The organism is Paenibacillus foliorum (genome assembly GCF_013141765.1).
Taxonomy (GTDB): domain Bacteria; phylum Bacillota; class Bacilli; order Paenibacillales; family NBRC-103111; genus Paenibacillus_S; species Paenibacillus_S foliorum.
This window is the reverse complement of the sequence record NZ_WHOD01000129.1, coordinates 33,264-50,170: the sequence shown is the minus strand read 5'-3', so window position 1 is coordinate 50,170 and position 16,907 is coordinate 33,264. Positions and strand designations below refer to the sequence as shown.

The window sequence follows — 16,907 nt, the reverse complement described above, 5'->3', positions numbered from 1 at the left end:
CAAAGCGTTGCTCAACGCTGCTTGTTTCGGATCTAGTTTTCAAGGAACAAACTTAATTGTTCTTTTCTCATGGAGAGATACCCAAGTGGCTATAAGGGGACCCTCTGCTAAGGGGTTAGACTGCGTAAGTGGTGCGAGGGTTCGAATCCCTCTCTCTCCGTAGTATTTTACTTGATGTGGCGGCGTAGCTCAGCTGGCTAGAGCGTACGGTTCATACCCGTAAGGTCGGGGGTTCGATCCCCTCTGCCGCTACCATTACTATTTTTTAGTTGATTTCTTTCGACAAAATGTGATATGATTCCATTTGTGTCACGATATTATGGAGGCTTAGCTCAGCTGGGAGAGCATCTGCCTTACAAGCAGAGGGTCGGCGGTTCGATCCCGTCAGCCTCCACCATTTTACTCTTGAAGAGAAGTATAGCTTATAGGCTAATAACAGATACTTTATAGAGACAATCGAATATGCCGTTGTAGCTCAACTGGTAGAGCAACTGACTTGTAATCAGTAGGTTGGGGGTTCAAGTCCTCTCGACGGCACCATGTTATTTTATCGCGGAGCCGTGGTGTAGTGGCCCAACATGCCTGCCTGTCACGCAGGAGACCGCGGGTTCGAATCCCGTCGGCTCCGCCATTAATAACTTTAATTAAATATTTTTAGTACTATATATTCATATAGGACAAGATATTACTACATATGGCTCGGTAGCTCAGTCGGTAGAGCAGAGGACTGAAAATCCTCGTGTCGGCGGTTCGATTCCGTCCCGAGCCACCATTGGATTTTCCTGCATACGCGGGTATAAATCAAATATGGAGGCTTAGTGAAGTGGCTAAACACGGCAGACTGTAAATCTGCTCTCATCGAGTTCGGTGGTTCGAATCCATCAGCCTCCACCAATCATATGAGACATTAGCTCAGCTGGTAGAGCACCTGACTTTTAATCAGGGTGTCGTAGGTTCGAATCCTACATGTCTCATTTCATAATAAAAAGAGTCCCTTTGGGGCTCTTTTTTGTATTCCAAGTACTTACCTTACCAGTAAGTTTGATTCTTATAAACAGATAAATTCTATAAAACCCCATAATTACATTTAGGGTTTTATAGAATGCTGCTTATTTGTGCATTTTTTCTTCCACTGACTTCATTTTTTGAGCCATAGACCCCTGTTTATCTCGCCTGTCATCGATTTTGATTGATGTTGAAACCCTCTCAGCACCATGAGTAAAAGGAACCTCGTGCATTCGACGTATGATTTCAAACAAATCGTTCAGATCGCCTTCAATAAGAGTACTCATGGACGTCATTTGGTAATGAATCGGTTCGGGAGCTTGCTCTAGAACTTGCTGAATGTCTGCGACGTATTGGCTTAAACTCGTGGATGCTGTCCCAATAGGAATGATAGTCAATTCAATGATAGCCATTATAAGGCCTCCTTTAATCTCAATGGATTCATACCTCTACCCTGTGTTCATTGTAACCTTCCTTTCTGTGATCATCAAACAGCTATAGAAACCGAACTCAGTAGGAACCAAACTTCAATCCATATCAAACGGGATAAGTGAGTGAACCATAAGGCATTATAGCAATTTCCGGCGTGTATGCAGGCCCGGCAGCAGTTATTTGATTATAGGTACTTTGTAAATCGTCTACCTGCTCCATGCCGAGTAGACTTACTAATGGCCGTGGTAGTGAGGAGTAGAGATATACTCGGTGCTTGGACAGCACCTCGTCCAAGTGAAGCACCTTGTGAGCGCCTAGAACAAATTGTTGCTTCAGCTTAGAAACCATATGCTCCCGATTTTTCTTCGTTTCCACCCAATATTGAAAAATTCCATTGCCAAACATCTCTGAACATTCTGCTACGAGTAGGATAGCTCCTCCTGGTTTAGTGATAGAGGCCGCGTTACGAAGTGATTTGATGGCTTGATAGAGCTGTAGATCTTTAGGGTGGCCTCCGGGAGAAACGACGACAACATCATAGGATTTGTTTACTGGTACAAGGAAATGATCTATAGCTATAGTGGCGCCAGCCCGATGGGCAGCAATAACATGTCCTGCGGTTGCTCCTAATATATGCCGGTTATGATCGACCACGACATTGAGCAGGAAGTCAACACTCATGAATTTCAGTGCTTCCTCCATATCCTGATGTACAGGGTTATCCATGCAGCCTGCATGTGTCTGGACCTTCAGAGAGAGGCTGTGATTATGCTCGATACAGCATTGGGACGCTATGCCTGGAACAAGAGCTTTGACGCCTCCTGAAATGCCTGCCATAGCGTGAGGCTCTATGTTACCCGTCACGATTCTTAGATCAGCTTGGACAGCTAGCTGGTTAATCTCGATAGGAGTACCTGCCGATGTAACCCCAATACGGATACAGTCCTCAGCTGCTGAAGAATGATTATGAACACGAATCCGGCTAAACACCTCCTCACCAACCAATTGGCGCATCTCCTCCTCTGTATGCTTACGATGCAAGCCCAATGCGATGATAATGTCTATATCTTCATCATGGATTCCACCTTTAGCCAGCTCCTGCAAGAGCGGAGGAAGCAGCAGAGGGCTTGGACATAGTCTTGTGCCATCGCTTATCAAAATAACGGCGCTGCGTTTTCCAGCTGCAAGTTCATGGAGCTGCGGCGTTCCTATCGGCTGGGAAAGGGCTTCACGGATTTTTTTGATGGAAACATCCTGATTGCGAACGCTGTCTTCAATCTTCATGTGATACGAAATAATATCAATGGACTGCGATTCAGGCAGACAGAGCTGCAGATTGGTATCCCCATAAGCTATAGGAAAAATAGGTATCTCCTCCAAATTAGACAATCAATATGACAGTTTAATTATTGCCATTACCATTAGAAATAATCTTGTTTGTGATGATTTGGAAATAAAATAGCCCCTTTTATGGAAAATGAAGAAGTTATTACTGTGGTAAAATACGGTTTTGTTATTTGGATTTCAAGGCTCGAAGAATCGGCCTGCTTTTAATTCATGAAAGTAAATAATCAAGCGCAGTAAGGCTTTATCCATACTATTTTGCTGTTTATACATATTTAATGATGGTTTTGTGTCGGTTTTAAGTGTTAGACGGTTTAGATTTTAATGGATCGATTACCAGTAGTTTAGATATGCAGGCAGATATTTAGCAATGCAAAAGGTTATTTTCCCATGGTAATCTAATGGCATAGAAACAGTGAAACCCAAACATGGGCAATATTATGAGGTTATATCTTAAACTCTCAATTATTAGGACTAATGGAGGATTCAATTCATGGTAAAACGTACTTTTATTCGCACAGCAGGATTAACCACTGTAATGGCTGTTATGCTTACCGGGGCAATGGCGAGTTCTGCCTTCGCTGCTTATGATGATATGGATGCTGTCTCATTGGGCAAAGAGTTGGTAGGCAAGGACTATACGGTAGGTGGGGAGTCGTTAAACGGCGGTTTTGATGAGTCGGGGTTGAATTATTATGTATATAAAATGCTTGATTATAAAATGCCTAGAGCATTAGTTGATCAGTTTAAAATGGACAAACCTTTGATCAAGTCAATGTCATCTGTAAAAGAAGGAGATGTTTTGTTTTTCGGTAAAGGAGCGAAACCTAGCTTTTCTGGAATCTATATAGGTAATGATAAAATGATAATGGCATCAAGCGGTAAGGATGAAGTTGTTAAGGTCAGTACACAATCCTACAAAAACCAGTTTATCGGCGCTCGCCGCATATTGTCAACGAATGACCAGAAACGAGTGATGCTCGTACTCACCGCTCAAAAATACTTAGGCACCCCTTATGATTTTGGTGCAAAATACGGACAAACCAAAACCTTTGATTGCTCTTCCTTCATGAAATGGATCTATACGAAATACGACATTTCATTACCTCGTGTTTCTAGAGACCAATCTAAGGAAGGCAAATTCGTTAGTAAAAGCAATCTGGATACAGGAGATCTAGTATTTTTTACAACACCGGATTCCAAGGGGAAAATAGGACATGTCGGCATGTATGTTGGTGATGGCATGATGATTCATACTTACGGTGCAGGCGGCGTCAAATACAGCACAATTGAAAGCGGCTGGTGGAATAATCACTATGTAACGGCCCGTAGAGTTATTAATTAGAAGAAACGGAATCATCTTTGTGCTTGAGGGCATAAAGGTGATTTCTTTGTTTTATACCAGACCAATTTTTGCTATGATTAGCAAGTAATATTGTTTTTGGTACAAACTAAAGATAAATAAACAAATGTTGGGAGTTCGTGTATGGACTGGTGGGAACCGTTGAGGCAGCAACTGGAACAGATATTGAAGGGCCCTGTAAGGTTGTCTAAATGGACTTGGGAACAATGGCAAATGCAAGCGGAAGCGGAATCAAAGGATAAGGGCACACTGCACAAAAGCTTGAAGGTGGACAATAATGTTTTGTTTTTCGTTCATAAAGAAGGCCAGGAAGTTCAGGTGCTGTCGGTAGAATCTAATCTCGTTACGCGGGTCGAACGCCAGTTAGTGGAGCTCATGCTGGAGTCAAAACGGACACAGGATATGAGACCGTCTTCTTCTACGAGTGAGGAAGAACGTAAAGCCAGTGCTGTGCGGGATTGGTTCAAGCAGCAACAAGACTTAGGCCTGGTTAATGCGGAAATGCCAGATACCTTGGTGTCTCAGCTCTCACTGTATTCTACCAAAATACCACTTCTGTTATACGGTGATTATTCACAGTCACGGAGGGTAAGCTATCAGGAACTGAAGAAGCTGCTGGAATCGTTTTTTGATGCTGAGATGATATTAATTCCATTAACGGATAAAGAGTGGTTGATTCTCGGATCTGAGAAGATGATGTCGATTGATGCGGCTGATGATCGTGATTTTGGCGAAGAAGAAAGTATTGAGGATACTCTCGGAGCTATTGGCTTCGGTTTGCATGAAATGTTAGAGAATGAATGGGTCGGAGAGTGTCATCTTGCCATCAATTATCCTATGATGCCAGCTAAGTCGTTATATACGACAGTACTACAGCTTAGAGAAACGATGATGCTTGGACGTACATATCATTTGGGCAGTAATATGCACTTGCCTTGGATGCTGCAGCTTGAGAAGCTGATTAATCTAATCCCAGAGGGGGAGAAGACGAACTTTCTCGAGCGGGTGCTAAAACGGTTGGATGTTGCCTTGGACTCTGAGACCATGACGACACTTGAGCACTTCTTCCAGCTGGATTGCAATGTTAGTGAAACGGCTAAAAAGCTGTACATTCACCGCAACACACTTTTATACCGGTTGGACAAGTTCAAGCAAGAGACCGGATTGGATGTTCGTACATTCAATGATGCTGTATTAGTTAAGATTGCACTTCTATTGTACAAAGTAACGAAAAGAAAGTGATTTTTTTGTGAAGATTGTGCATAGTCATGAGTCGTAAGGTAAGGTAAGATAAATATATAAACTTGATACTAACTCGTAGGGGGAATAACCATGGCAGGTGTACGTTTAAACCACATCGTTAAAAGATATGCAGGTGCTGAAGAAGCAACAGTTAAAGATTTCCATCTTGAAGTCGCGGATAAAGAGTTTTTGGTTCTTGTAGGCGCATCCGGTTGCGGTAAGTCCACTACTCTTCGTATGATTGCTGGCTTGGAGGAAATTACTGAAGGCGAACTTTACATCGGCGACCGTTTGGTAAATGACGTAGCACCGAAAGATCGTGATATTGCGATGGTGTTCCAATCCTACGCTTTGTATCCACATATGAGCGTGTACCAAAACATGGCATTCGGTTTGAAACTTCGTAAATTCAAAAAAGCTGATATCGACGCTCGCGTTCGTGAAGCAGCTAAAATCCTTGATATTACTCACTTGCTGGATCGTAAGCCAAAAGCTCTTTCCGGTGGTCAGCGTCAACGTGTTGCCTTGGGTCGTGCGATTGTCCGTGAACCACAAGTTTTCTTGATGGACGAACCTCTTTCCAACTTGGATGCTAAACTCCGCGTACAGATGCGTGCTGAAATCAGTAAGCTTGCTAAACGTCTTGAAACAACAGTTATCTATGTAACGCATGACCAAACCGAAGCGATGACAATGGGTGATCGTATCGTGGTTATGGATAAAGGTATTATTCAACAAGCGGATACACCTGAAGAAATTTACAACTTCCCTGTTAACATGTTCGTTGCGGGCTTCATTGGATCCCCATCCATGAACTTTGTTACTGGTGGCTTTGCAGAACAAGGCGGAAGCTTGTATTTCAAAGCAAACGGCGTGAATGTAGAATTGCCTGAAGGTAAAGCAAAAATTATTCGTGAAAAAGGATACGTTGGTAAAGAAGTTATCATGGGTATTCGTCCTGAAGATCTTCACGAAGAGCCAGTATTCTTGGAAGCATCACCTAACAGTGTTGTTAATGCACACATTGAAGTTGCTGAGAACCTAGGTCACGAAATGTTCTTGTACCTAACAGGTATCGGCAAAAACAGTATCGTAGCACGTGTAGATGGTCGTTCTGGCTTCAAAGAAAGCATGAACGTTAAGCTTGCAATCGATATGAACAAAGTTCACTTCTTCGATCAAGAAACTACATTGTCGATCTTGTTGAACGCTTAATAATAATTATGAAGGGCCAGTCATTTGACTGGCCCTTTTGTGTGTTTGTCCACTTTTGACCACCCAAAACCCCGCCGGGAGGGTTGGGATAGGGATATAAGTTGATTTATCTCGGCTTTTTTTATACGATGTGAGTAATGGAAAAAGAAGGAGACGGAACAGCGATGTCAAAAAAAGTAAAAGTATCCGATCTTGTAGCTGAATTTCACTTAGAAGTGATATGTGGAGAAGGGGGACTGAAGCGCCCGATTACAACAGCCGACCTGTATCGACCGGGTTTGGAGATGGCTGGTTATTACGAGTTCCATCCTACGGAGCGCGTTCAAATTTTGGGAAAAACAGAGCTTACTTTCTTTAATGGTCTATCGCCTGAAGAACGGCAGGACCGAATGAACAGGCTTTGTGCACCGGTTGATACGCCTTGTATTCTGATTAGCCGCGGGTATGATGTGCCGGAAGAGTTAATTGAAGCAGCCAAAGCGCAACAGCTGCCTGTTCTTCGTACAAAGATGGCTACGACGATACTTGCGAGCCGGATTACCGGCTTTCTTGAAAATAAGCTGGCACCTACGACTACTATTCATGGAGTATTAGTTGATGTATATGGGATTGGTATGCTAATCTCAGGAACCAGTGGTATCGGTAAAAGTGAAACCGCGCTGGAGCTGGTAAAACGGGGACATCGTTTGATTGCTGATGATGCGGTGGAAATTCGTCAAACTGCGGATCATGTCCTAATCGGAAATGCGCCTGAGTTGATTCGCCACTTGTTGGAGATTCGAGGAGTCGGCATTATTAACGTGATGACGTTATTCGGAGCAGGGGCAGTTCGTAATGTGAAGAAAATATCGGTTGTCGTCAAGCTTGAAACCTGGCAGCAGGATAAGCAGTATGACCGACTTGGTTTAGACGAAGAACTGACGCGTATTATTGAAACGGACATTCCGTTGGTCACTATACCTGTTCGTCCAGGACGTAACTTGGCTGTAATTATCGAGGTAGCTGCAATGAATTACCGTCTTAAACGGATGGGTTACAATGCGGCGCTACAGTTTACAAATAAGCTGACCGAATCGTTAGCTGAAGATATGGACGATATGGAGTAAGATTATATTAAACATACATAAGGTATTTGAAAGGGGTAGCGGCATGTATTTAGCAATGAATCCGATCGCGTTTGGTATTGGTCCGCTGCAGGTGCATTGGTACGGTATTATATTGGGCTCAGCCGCATTGATAGGGCTGCTGCTGGCCATTCAAGAAGGAAAACGGTTTGGCATGAATCCCGATTTCTTTATGGATTTGGTTTTGCTAGGAGTTCCTTCGGCGATTATTGGAGCTCGGATCTATTATGTAGCATTTAAATGGGAAGATTATAAAGATAATCTGCCCCAGGTGTTTGCAGTTTGGAATGGCGGTATAGCTATTTATGGTGCCTTGATAGGTGCAATATTGGCCGCCGTATTTTACGTTCGTAGAAAAGGGTATTCGTTCTGGCGTATTGTGGATGTATGTGCTCCTGGTCTTATCGTTGGACAGGCAATAGGACGCTGGGGTAACTTTATCAATCAAGAAGCGCATGGTGGTCCAGTGAGTGAATCCTTCCTGCGCAATTCATTGCATTTGCCGGATTTTATCGTAAACCAAATGTATATTGATGGACAATTCTATCATCCCACGTTTCTTTATGAGTCGTTATGGAATATAGCGGGTCTGCTATTTCTACTCTGGTTGCGGAGAAGACCATTTCTGCGTGCGGGAGAATTATTCATGAGTTATTTCGTTTGGTACTCTATCGGGCGGTTCTTTATAGAGGCGTTTCGGACGGATAGCCTGGACTTTACAGGTCCTGCGTGGTTGGCTGCGTTGATGAATGGGTTATGGGCTCCTATGCACTGGTTTGGCTTTGAACAAGGCTTTATGACTTATGGTGGCAATGTGCGGATTTCACAGCTGTTGGCTGTGTTGATTGTACTGGCTGCGTTTGCTTTAATGATCTATCGCAGAAAAAGCGGTGCTGCGGCGGAACGCTATGCGGATCCTATCCTTCCTATTGGCGGTACAAAAGCAGTAAAAGAAGAGCCTACACAGGAAACAACAGATAATAAAATCGAGAGTGCGATAGCGGAAGAGTCAAACAAAGAACCATCCGGTAAATCCGGTGAATAAGTCGTATAATTGTATGAAGTAGAGACAGCAGGATAAAGGAGAAGAGAGCATGATTCACACTGTGTTATTTGATTTGGATGGAACCATTATAGATACGAATGAATTGATTATCCAATCTTTTTTGCATACATTTGAAGGCATAACTCCAGAGCCTGTTACCAGGGAGCACATTATTCCTAACATGGGCCGTTCACTTGTTGATCAAATGAAGTTTTTTTCCGGCAGAGATGAGGTCGAGGACCTTATTCATAAATACCGTACGTACAATATTGAAAGGCACGATGAGCTTGTTACAGAATTTCAGGGCGTGCGTGAGACATTAGGAAAGCTGCACGCTGCTGGAATCAAGATGGGTATAGTGACTAGTAAAGTGCGCATAACTTCAGAAATGGGATTGAAGCTTTGCGGTTTGTATGATTATTTTGACACGATTGTGACTGTGCAGGATGTGGAGAAACCGAAGCCAGATCCTGAAGGTATCCGTAAGGCGCTCAAGGAATTAGGCTCAGAAGCTGAGGGAGCGGCAATGGTAGGTGATAGTCATTACGATATCGAAGCTGCCCATAATGCTGGACTACCTTCGATTGCTGTAGCTTGGTCACTAAAAGGGTTGGACTATTTAAATCAATATAATCCTACCTATATCATTAACGATATACGGGAGCTGCTCCCAATCGTTGGAGTCGAGGAGATGTAGCTTGAGAAAGACGGACAAGTATCCGGTAGAAGGACCAAACTCGCTATGGCAAATGTACCGTACGGTCAGCAGGTGGAAGGCGGTCAAAAATTTCATATTCATTCAAATCTCAAGGTATGCCCCCTCTTTACCCTTGAAGCGCTGGATTTACCGCAGCGTGCTCGGGATGAAGGTGGGAGAGCATACCTCCTTTGCGTTAATGGTAATGGTGGATGTATTTTTCCCTGAGCGAATTGAAGTTGGGGATAACACCATCATTGGTTATAATACGACCATCTTAACGCATGAGTATCTGATCAAGGAGTATCGAATTGGTACGGTCCATATTGGTTCTCATGTGATGATCGGGGCTAACACGACGATTCTACCTGGGGTGACTATCGGAGATCATGCAGTAATCGGAGCGGGATCGGTAGTTCATAAAGACGTAGCTCCTTACAGCTTTGTTGCAGGTAATCCTTTGCGTGTAATTAGGGAGGATGTGCGGTTAACTGAGGTGATAGATAAGGGAGAAGGTTAAGGACATCAGAGTTGCAGGGGAGATATTGTCTTCCCCTGTGACATAGGATTAGTGTGATGTGCTCACAAGGGAAGTAGTCAGGTGACAGGGCCGTAGCTCGAGGGTCAAACAAAAATAAGTTGTCAAATGCAATAAGGGTATTGTATAATCAGAGAAAGGAAAGCGCTTAACCTGATTTCTTCTCTTAACCTATAGCGATTTGAGACAAGTAGAACGCGCGGCCTAAAACCAAAGGTGCGTGCTTCAAGGTAATCTAGAATAAGGGACAGCTGAGTGATTACAGAAGTGGGGGGATCGATTGAGTTATACAATAATAGATGTTGCTAATGTTGCAAGCGTTTCCAAATCTACTGTTTCAAGAGTGATTTCAGGTAAGGGCTATACTAGTCCGGAAACTCGCGAGAAAGTGATGAGTGCCATTCAAGAATTACAATATAAGCCAAATGCGGTGGCCAGAGCCATGGTGTCTCATCGAACCTATAATATCGGAGTCATCATTTACCGGAAGGACTATCCGATTGTATCGCATCCTATTTACGGGAAGATACTTGATTCGATATTGGCAGCTGCAGAAAGTCTTAACTATTCCGTATTTGTATCGACAGATAAAGAAATGTCTCTGCGTTCTGCGGATTATATGCTGGAAAAGAGAGTAGATGGACTTGTCTTAGTCAGCCGACTTAGTCAGGAAATGATAGGTTACATTGACGGCTTCGATATTCCTTATCTGATGGTAAATGGTACTGCAGAAAATAATAATGTGATTCAGCTAGTTAATAATGATCGGAAAGGCGGGAAGATGGCTGCAGATCATTTATATGAACAAGGCCATAGACATTTTGGTGTCATTGCTGGGCCTCAGGAACACCGGAGTCATCATCTGCGTTACGAAGGCTTTTATGAACGCTTGCGCGAACGTGGTTGCGAAATTTCGAATGAACATATATATTTTTCTCCAACGTCTTTGTTTGATGATGGTTGCAAAGGTTTATATTCGATATGGGAACGTTCCCATAGCTCGAATTTATATCCCACTGCTATTTTTGCTACAAACGATATGCTGGCACTTGGGGCAATAAGGGCGATTATGGAAAAAGGTTTGCGGATTCCGCAAGATATTTCAATTGTGGGATCGGATAATATTGATTTTGCAAGTCTCTCGAACCCACCTTTGACTACGATCCACACGGAAAAAGAAAAGATGGGGCAAGATTCGGTATTCATGTTGAACCGCTTGATACAAAAGCTCGAAATTAATCCGGTTCAAATTGAATATGAACCCAAACTGATCATACGGGGAACGACAGGTCCTATCGGTAACGGATGATTGTAAACCGAACCTGATGAAAGTTTTTATAAAAAGGAGATAAGACATTATGCAAAGCCAAGCATACCGGCATAAAAGCAGTTCAATGATCTGGTATTTATTCTTGCTTCCCACCTTACTCGGCATCCTGTTGTTTATGGTTTACCCTGTTTTCGAATCATTTCGTCTAAGTCTTTATGTATCTGGCAGAGCAACTGAAACATGGGCTGGAATTGACAATTACAAGTCGGTATTAAACTCCAATGTATTTTGGAAAGCAGTGTTCAACACTTTCTATATGGGATTTTTTCAGCTTCTTTTGACCATTCCGTTTGGATTTATTCTGGCATCGCTCATCAGCGAACTTAAATGGGGAAAAAATTTGTTTAAGATTTTGCTGTTTATCCCCTACATAACATCTGTTGTAGCAGCTTCGATGCTTTTTCTGTTTGTACTGCATCCGGAGTTCGGCTTGCTTAATTATTTTCTATCGATGCTGGGACTTCCGACTTCCGTTTGGTTGGCTGAACCGTCGAGTGCGCGTTGGGGGGCAATTTTGCTTGGCTCGTGGCATTGGTTAGGCTTTGTAGTCATTATATTTCTGGCAAATTTGCAAGCGATTTCAGAGGAAATATACGAAGCAGGAGCAATTGATGGGGCTACGGGCATTCAAAAGTGGTTATATATCACGATTCCCAATATGTACGGAACGTTCTCCTTTCTGATTGTGATCGGCTGGATTTCTGGTTTGCAGCGATTTACGGACGTTTATCTGCTGGGTGGACTTCAAGGCAGTCCGGCCCGTTCTCTTCATACGATTGTAGGGTTTATTTACGAAAGAGGCTTTGGCGGCACGGAATATGGTATCGCTTCAGCAGCAGCCTACGTCCTGTTTGCTATCATTCTGTTCTTCACCATGCTGAATCTTAAGCTTACTAAGATGAAAATATAACTGAAGAGGAAAATGTCATGAAAACAACAAGCGTACTATCAAGAAAACCGTCCCTAATTGAAATCGTTATCTTTGTTACTCTTTTTGTCCTGAGTGTGATCATGATCTCTCCATTCCTATGGATGCTCAGCATCGGTTTCGAACGGACGGCTAACTTACAGCCACCGTTTCCACCATCCTTTTTCCCGAAACAACCTTCCATCTTTAACTATGAACTCGTGTTGGAAAATGCAACTCTCTTTAAATCGTATTTGAACTCCGGCTTTGTGGCCATCTGCGCTGTTTGTTTGAGCGTCGCTAGCTCCCTTCTGGCGGGGTATGCCTTTTCGAAGGGCCAATTCTACGGAAAAAAAGTGCTGTTTCTAGTCGTGCTAGGTACGATGATGATCCCAATGGAAACAAGATTAATTCCTTTATTTTCAATGTTTAATAAATTCGGCTTGATTAATACGTACGTTCCCTTGATTGCACCAGCTATTTTGTATGGCTTTGGTATTTTGTTATCCAAGCAGTATTTCGATCAGCTGCCTGACAGCTTGAGGGAGGCTGCGCAGATTGACGGTTCGAGCGAGAAGAGAACTTTTTTTCAAATTTATTTGCCGCTCACGGGCCCGATTACTGCGACATTGGCGATCTTATCCTTTCTAGATAGCTGGAATGCTTTTCTGTGGCCGCTTGTAGTAATTAACGATCATGCTTTAAGAACGATTCCGTTATTTCTTGCCAGCTTCTCGTTTGAGAATGGGACGCGTTTGGGCGGTCTTACGATGGCACTTGCGACAGCGAGTATTTTACCGATCGTTGTTGTGTTCCTATTCTTGCAGAAATATATCATACGCAGCATCGCATTAAGTGGACTGAAGGGAGAGTGAGCTGATTGAGCAGCGGTTATAGGCCGCGCAGAGTAGAACAGTGAGGATCGAAGGATTCAGGAAAAAATAATACATATCAGGGAAGGGTGCTAAGAATGATAAAAAATAAAACGAAAAAATGGATGGTATCCGCTGTTCTGCTTAACGTATTCGCGATGCAATTAATAGTGGGGTGCAGCACTAAGGCTGATAATAAACCCGCGGTAGTGAGCGACTCAGCGGCTAAGGTTTCTGATAAAAAGTGGTCGGGTACACTTAAGGTGCAGTTAATCGGGGACTTCAGCATGGATGACAAAACCAATCCTCTCTCAGGGAAAAAAGTTAAGGGAGTATCGGTGCTGAAAAAAGAATTTGAACGTCTTTATCCAGGGGCTACTATTGAGTTTATTCTGCTGGGCTGGGACGGCTACGTCCAAAAAACGGATGCGATGCTCAATTCCAAAGGAGCGGATGTATTCCAGGTACCGGGAATTGCGAACTTGGCCAGCCAGGATTTGTTGGAGCCTCTGGCACCTTATATTGAAAAGGATAAATTTGATCTCGGCGTTTTCATCGATAATCAGGTTGAAGGCTGGAAGGCGATGGGACCTAAGGATAAAGATTTGCAAATTTATGGACTTCCTTTTATTGGGGACACAAGGGTTATCGCTTACGACAAAAAGATTTTTAAGGAATGGGGCGTAGAGGAGCTTTCGAAAAATCCGACTCCGGAGGAAATACTGGAGAAAGCAAAAAAAATGACGGGCATCAATCCTAAAACCGGAAAGCAAAACTATGGAGCTTTCTATGCAGGCGCAGATGCGGCGGATTCGGTTATGAATGCGGCTGAAGCGTATGGCGGCAGCTGGGGAAAAGGATTTCTTTTTAAAGGGATGGAAGTGAATTTTAATTCTCCAGAGATGCTAAAAGGGCTTAAATGGATGAGTGACCTGAACGCTTTAGCACCAAAAGGAGTACTTGTAAAGCAGGGTGGAGAGAAGTGGGGAACGGCCAATAATGATATTGCTATTCATATTCGTGTACAGCCGATTTTTGTAGATCAGATTTATGCGGCAGGCCTGCAGGATCAGTATGGTGTTGCTCAATTGTTTATCAATAAAGAGAAGAAAATGGGCGGCATGTTCGCAGGGAGTCCGTACTCGATTGCTAAGAGCAGTGCAAACAAAGAGCTGTCTTGGGAGTTTCTGAAGTTCAGTGTAAGTGACTTCTTCCAGAAATATATGTGGGAAGAACAAAGCTCACAATTCCTCCCGGTAATCAAATCAGCAGTGAAGTGGGAAAGCTTGCAAAAAAATCCACATGCGGTGATTGAATTGGAATCGATGGGCAAGCTTTGGGCGCCTCGTTATCCTTACCGTTCCGGCCAGCCTCGTTATATTCTATCAGAGTCTGTAGAAGAAGGGCTGCTTGGCAAATCATCACTTGAAGCGGCCTTGGAGAAAGCTCAAAAAGAATCGACAGCATGGCTCGCAGCACAAAAATAATGTCGTACGAAGGTGGAATCATGAATCAATTACTTGAAATCGAGGAAAAGCTGACGTCTGCGCAGAACCAGACTCATATCACCTATTCATTTGCTGTATCCGATTCATGCTGCAAGCTGAATATCGACTTCAGCTACTCTCCGAAAAGCCTGGACAATGAAGCCTTATCCAAAGAGATCATTGGCCAAAGCTTGCGGAAATACAGTGATGGAAATGATCCGGTTATGGAAGAAGGGTGGAGAAGATTTCTTCCATTAAAAAATTTAATTACGATTTCAGTCGATGACCCGAACGGGTTTCGGGGGGCGTGCCATCGACAAGATTCAGAGCAGCACTTGTTTCTTGCCACCGGTACTGCTTCTCCCGGCCTTATGCCGGGGGCGCTATTGGAAGGACAATGGTCTATCACGTTGAGCATTCACGCACTCGTTACAGAAACGTGCAGCTACAAGCTGTCGGTGTGGGAAGGGGATGAGGCGCTATGAAGCAGTGGCTTCCTTATGAACTGCATACCCATACGTTTCACAGTGATGGTCAGCATTCTCTGCTTGAGCTTGCGCGAAGCGCCAAGGAGCTTGGTTTATTCGGGATTGCAATGACCGACCATAATACGATGTCGCCTCTCTTAGAGAGGGAACAAATCCAGTCTGAAACGCAGCTGCAGATTATTCGGGGCATGGAGTGGACAACCTTCTTTGGTCATATGCTTGCTATTGGGATTACCGCTTATGTGGACTGGAGAGATTTGGGGATCCAGGATATACATAAAGGAATTGAAAGGGTACACCGGCAAGGCGGCATCGTTGGTATTGCGCATCCTTATCGTGTTGGAAGTCCTTTGTGCACAGGCTGCTACTGGGAATATGAAATAGCCGATTGGGATGACATCGATTATATTGAAGTCTGGTCTTATACGTTCCCTTCGATTATGAACAGCAATCAAAGGGCGTTTCAGCTATGGACGGATCGCTTAAACAAGGGACATAGGATTGCAGCAGTATGCGGTAGAGATTGGCATGTTTCCTCGGTAAAAGTAACGGAGCCCATTGCTGTTACGTATTTGGGTTTGGACAACAATAGAGATTCAGCATTGGATCCAACAGAGGTAGAAAAGCTGGCTGTCAATGCGATCAGAGAGGGTTCAGTAAGCGTAACAATGGGACCCCGGTTACAATGTACCCTTCAAATCGATCCATCGGAATCTGTGCACGGGATCGGATCTGTAGTAAAAGTAAATGAGACTGTGAACACAGCTGTGGTCAAGGTAGAGATAGACTTCTCCGAAAGGGCAGAGCATTGGCAGCTGGATGATCAAGAATTGAAGGTACGTCTTGTGAGTAATAAAGGGACGGTTGGGGAGCTCAAAGTGTCCCAGCAGGCTTCGACAGCTTCATGCGGGGTTGATATTGAAGGAGTGATATGGCTCCGGGCGGAGCTACATGGTGCGTTTCATAACAGCATAACGATGATCGCATTTACCAATCCATTCTATTTTCAACACGACAATTAATTTCTGGAGGGAATGAAGATGGACAAACCATCGGCTCCTAAGATTGCTGCGCATACAGGGTGCGGGATTGCACCGGACAATACGGTGGAAAGCTTTATGGAGGGAATTCGGCTGGGGGCGGATATTGTAGAGGTAGATTTGAGAGTCACCAAGGATGGCATAATCGTTTTACTCCATGATGACTCCCCCTTGCTTCACGAATGTACCTATGAGCAGCTAAATCAGCTCGAGACGAGGGTGAAAGTCAGCGCTATATATGAGAAATACGAAATTGTAAGGTTGAGTGACATCCTCCAGATAGCTAAACAATACGAAGTGAAGCTAAATTTGGATATAAAAACGCCGGCTGCCATTGAACCTGCTATTCAACTGGTGAAGCAATATCAAGCGGAGAATCAAGTTTTTATTACAGGATGCAGCGAAAGCATCACCTCTCGTCATCGTGATATTCAAGTCGTATTCAATACGCCAAATGAGTTTACTGCGGAAGAGAGAAACGACTACTCGCTGTATGCAGAAAAAGTATGCAAAGAATCCGTGAGTGGTTCTTATTATGGTCTGAATATGAATTATGAGACATGCCATCAGGAAGTAGTGGATCTAGCCCATGCATCCGGTCTCGCGGTATGGGTGTACACTGTGAACGACCCTGACGTTATGCGGAGATTTGTCCAAATAGGGGTAGATGTAATTACTACAAGGGCAGTTACAGAACTGGCAGGATTGACAAGGTAAGGTTGATGATGCAAAAGAGGACTAACGGCTAACCATGCCGTGTAGTCCTTTTTTTTAGATA

The 16,907-nt window shown here is 43.7% G+C and carries 16 protein-coding genes and 8 tRNA genes; 22 read left to right on the top strand and 2 right to left on the bottom strand.

Annotated features, from left to right (window positions below):
* Window positions 1-71: 71 nt before the first annotated feature.
* The 8 genes from GC093_RS34550 to GC093_RS34515 all read left to right on the top strand — a co-directional run bounded on the left by GC093_RS34550 (window position 72) and on the right by GC093_RS34515 (window position 974).
* Window positions 72-160 (top strand) — tRNA-Ser (locus tag GC093_RS34550).
* Between the two features lie 18 nt (window positions 161-178).
* Window positions 179-255 (top strand) — tRNA-Met (locus GC093_RS34545).
* Window positions 256-321: 66 nt separating this feature from the next.
* Window positions 322-397: transfer RNA gene (locus GC093_RS34540), tRNA-Val, on the top strand.
* A 67-nt stretch (window positions 398-464) separates the two neighbouring features.
* Window positions 465-540, top strand: a tRNA-Thr gene (locus tag GC093_RS34535).
* Window positions 541-554: 14 nt separating this feature from the next.
* Window positions 555-631 (top strand) — tRNA-Asp (locus tag GC093_RS34530).
* A 65-nt stretch (window positions 632-696) separates the two neighbouring features.
* Window positions 697-772, top strand: a tRNA-Phe gene (locus GC093_RS34525).
* 37 nt (window positions 773-809) lie between these two features.
* A tRNA-Tyr gene (locus tag GC093_RS34520) sits at window positions 810-894 on the top strand.
* Window positions 895-901: 7 nt separating this feature from the next.
* Window positions 902-974, top strand: a tRNA-Lys gene (locus GC093_RS34515).
* 135 nt (window positions 975-1,109) lie between these two features.
* Here the strand turns inward: GC093_RS34515 and GC093_RS34510 are convergent.
* Both GC093_RS34510 and GC093_RS34505 read right to left on the bottom strand, forming a co-directional pair.
* Window positions 1,110-1,418: an MTH1187 family thiamine-binding protein gene (locus GC093_RS34510; RefSeq protein ID WP_171656507.1), complete on the bottom strand. Its 309-nt coding sequence runs from the start codon at window positions 1,416-1,418 to the stop codon at window positions 1,110-1,112.
* A gap of 124 nt (window positions 1,419-1,542) precedes the next feature.
* Complete coding sequence (locus GC093_RS34505) at window positions 1,543-2,826, bottom strand: nickel-dependent lactate racemase family protein (RefSeq protein WP_246315827.1); 1,284 nt, start codon at window positions 2,824-2,826, stop codon at window positions 1,543-1,545.
* Window positions 2,827-3,274: 448 nt separating this feature from the next.
* Between GC093_RS34505 and GC093_RS34500 the strand changes: the two genes are divergently transcribed.
* The 14 genes from GC093_RS34500 to GC093_RS34435 all read left to right on the top strand — a co-directional run bounded on the left by GC093_RS34500 (window position 3,275) and on the right by GC093_RS34435 (window position 16,846).
* Window positions 3,275-4,126: a C40 family peptidase gene (locus GC093_RS34500; protein ID WP_171656506.1), complete on the top strand. Its 852-nt coding sequence runs from the start codon at window positions 3,275-3,277 to the stop codon at window positions 4,124-4,126.
* Between the two features lie 141 nt (window positions 4,127-4,267).
* Window positions 4,268-5,386, top strand: coding sequence for a PucR family transcriptional regulator (locus tag GC093_RS34495; RefSeq protein WP_171656505.1), 1,119 nt, complete (start codon window positions 4,268-4,270; stop codon window positions 5,384-5,386).
* Between the two features lie 90 nt (window positions 5,387-5,476).
* Entirely contained in the window at window positions 5,477-6,601 is a 1,125-nt protein-coding gene (locus tag GC093_RS34490; RefSeq protein ID WP_171656504.1) for an ABC transporter ATP-binding protein, read from the top strand.
* A gap of 164 nt (window positions 6,602-6,765) precedes the next feature.
* Window positions 6,766-7,707: an HPr(Ser) kinase/phosphatase gene (gene hprK, locus GC093_RS34485; RefSeq protein ID WP_171656503.1), complete on the top strand. Its 942-nt coding sequence runs from the start codon at window positions 6,766-6,768 to the stop codon at window positions 7,705-7,707.
* Window positions 7,708-7,750: 43 nt separating this feature from the next.
* Complete coding sequence (lgt, locus tag GC093_RS34480) at window positions 7,751-8,770, top strand: prolipoprotein diacylglyceryl transferase (protein WP_171656502.1); 1,020 nt, start codon at window positions 7,751-7,753, stop codon at window positions 8,768-8,770.
* Window positions 8,771-8,819: 49 nt separating this feature from the next.
* Window positions 8,820-9,467: a pyrophosphatase PpaX gene (gene ppaX, locus GC093_RS34475; protein WP_171656501.1), complete on the top strand. Its 648-nt coding sequence runs from the start codon at window positions 8,820-8,822 to the stop codon at window positions 9,465-9,467.
* A gap of 1 nt (window position 9,468) precedes the next feature.
* Window positions 9,469-9,987, top strand: a complete 519-nt coding sequence (locus GC093_RS34470; RefSeq protein WP_171656500.1) for an acyltransferase — start codon at window positions 9,469-9,471, stop codon at window positions 9,985-9,987.
* A gap of 298 nt (window positions 9,988-10,285) precedes the next feature.
* Window positions 10,286-11,314, top strand: coding sequence for a LacI family DNA-binding transcriptional regulator (locus GC093_RS34465; RefSeq protein WP_171656499.1), 1,029 nt, complete (start codon window positions 10,286-10,288; stop codon window positions 11,312-11,314).
* A 49-nt stretch (window positions 11,315-11,363) separates the two neighbouring features.
* A complete protein-coding gene (locus tag GC093_RS34460; protein ID WP_171656498.1) occupies window positions 11,364-12,245 on the top strand; it encodes a carbohydrate ABC transporter permease in 882 nt (293 codons plus the stop codon).
* 17 nt (window positions 12,246-12,262) lie between these two features.
* Entirely contained in the window at window positions 12,263-13,117 is an 855-nt protein-coding gene (locus tag GC093_RS34455) for a carbohydrate ABC transporter permease (protein ID WP_171656497.1), read from the top strand.
* A 95-nt stretch (window positions 13,118-13,212) separates the two neighbouring features.
* Window positions 13,213-14,601, top strand: a complete 1,389-nt coding sequence (locus tag GC093_RS34450) for an extracellular solute-binding protein (protein ID WP_171656496.1) — start codon at window positions 13,213-13,215, stop codon at window positions 14,599-14,601.
* A 20-nt stretch (window positions 14,602-14,621) separates the two neighbouring features.
* Window positions 14,622-15,086: a hypothetical protein gene (locus GC093_RS34445; RefSeq protein WP_171656495.1), complete on the top strand. Its 465-nt coding sequence runs from the start codon at window positions 14,622-14,624 to the stop codon at window positions 15,084-15,086.
* A complete protein-coding gene (locus GC093_RS34440; RefSeq protein ID WP_171656494.1) occupies window positions 15,083-16,111 on the top strand; it encodes a CehA/McbA family metallohydrolase in 1,029 nt (342 codons plus the stop codon). Before GC093_RS34445 ends, GC093_RS34440 begins: the two co-directional genes overlap by 4 nt.
* 18 nt (window positions 16,112-16,129) lie before the next feature.
* The gene (locus GC093_RS34435; protein ID WP_171656493.1) at window positions 16,130-16,846 is read left to right on the top strand and encodes a glycerophosphodiester phosphodiesterase; all 717 of its coding nucleotides are present in this window, start codon (window positions 16,130-16,132) and stop codon (window positions 16,844-16,846) included.
* The last annotated feature ends 61 nt before the right edge of the window (window positions 16,847-16,907 follow it).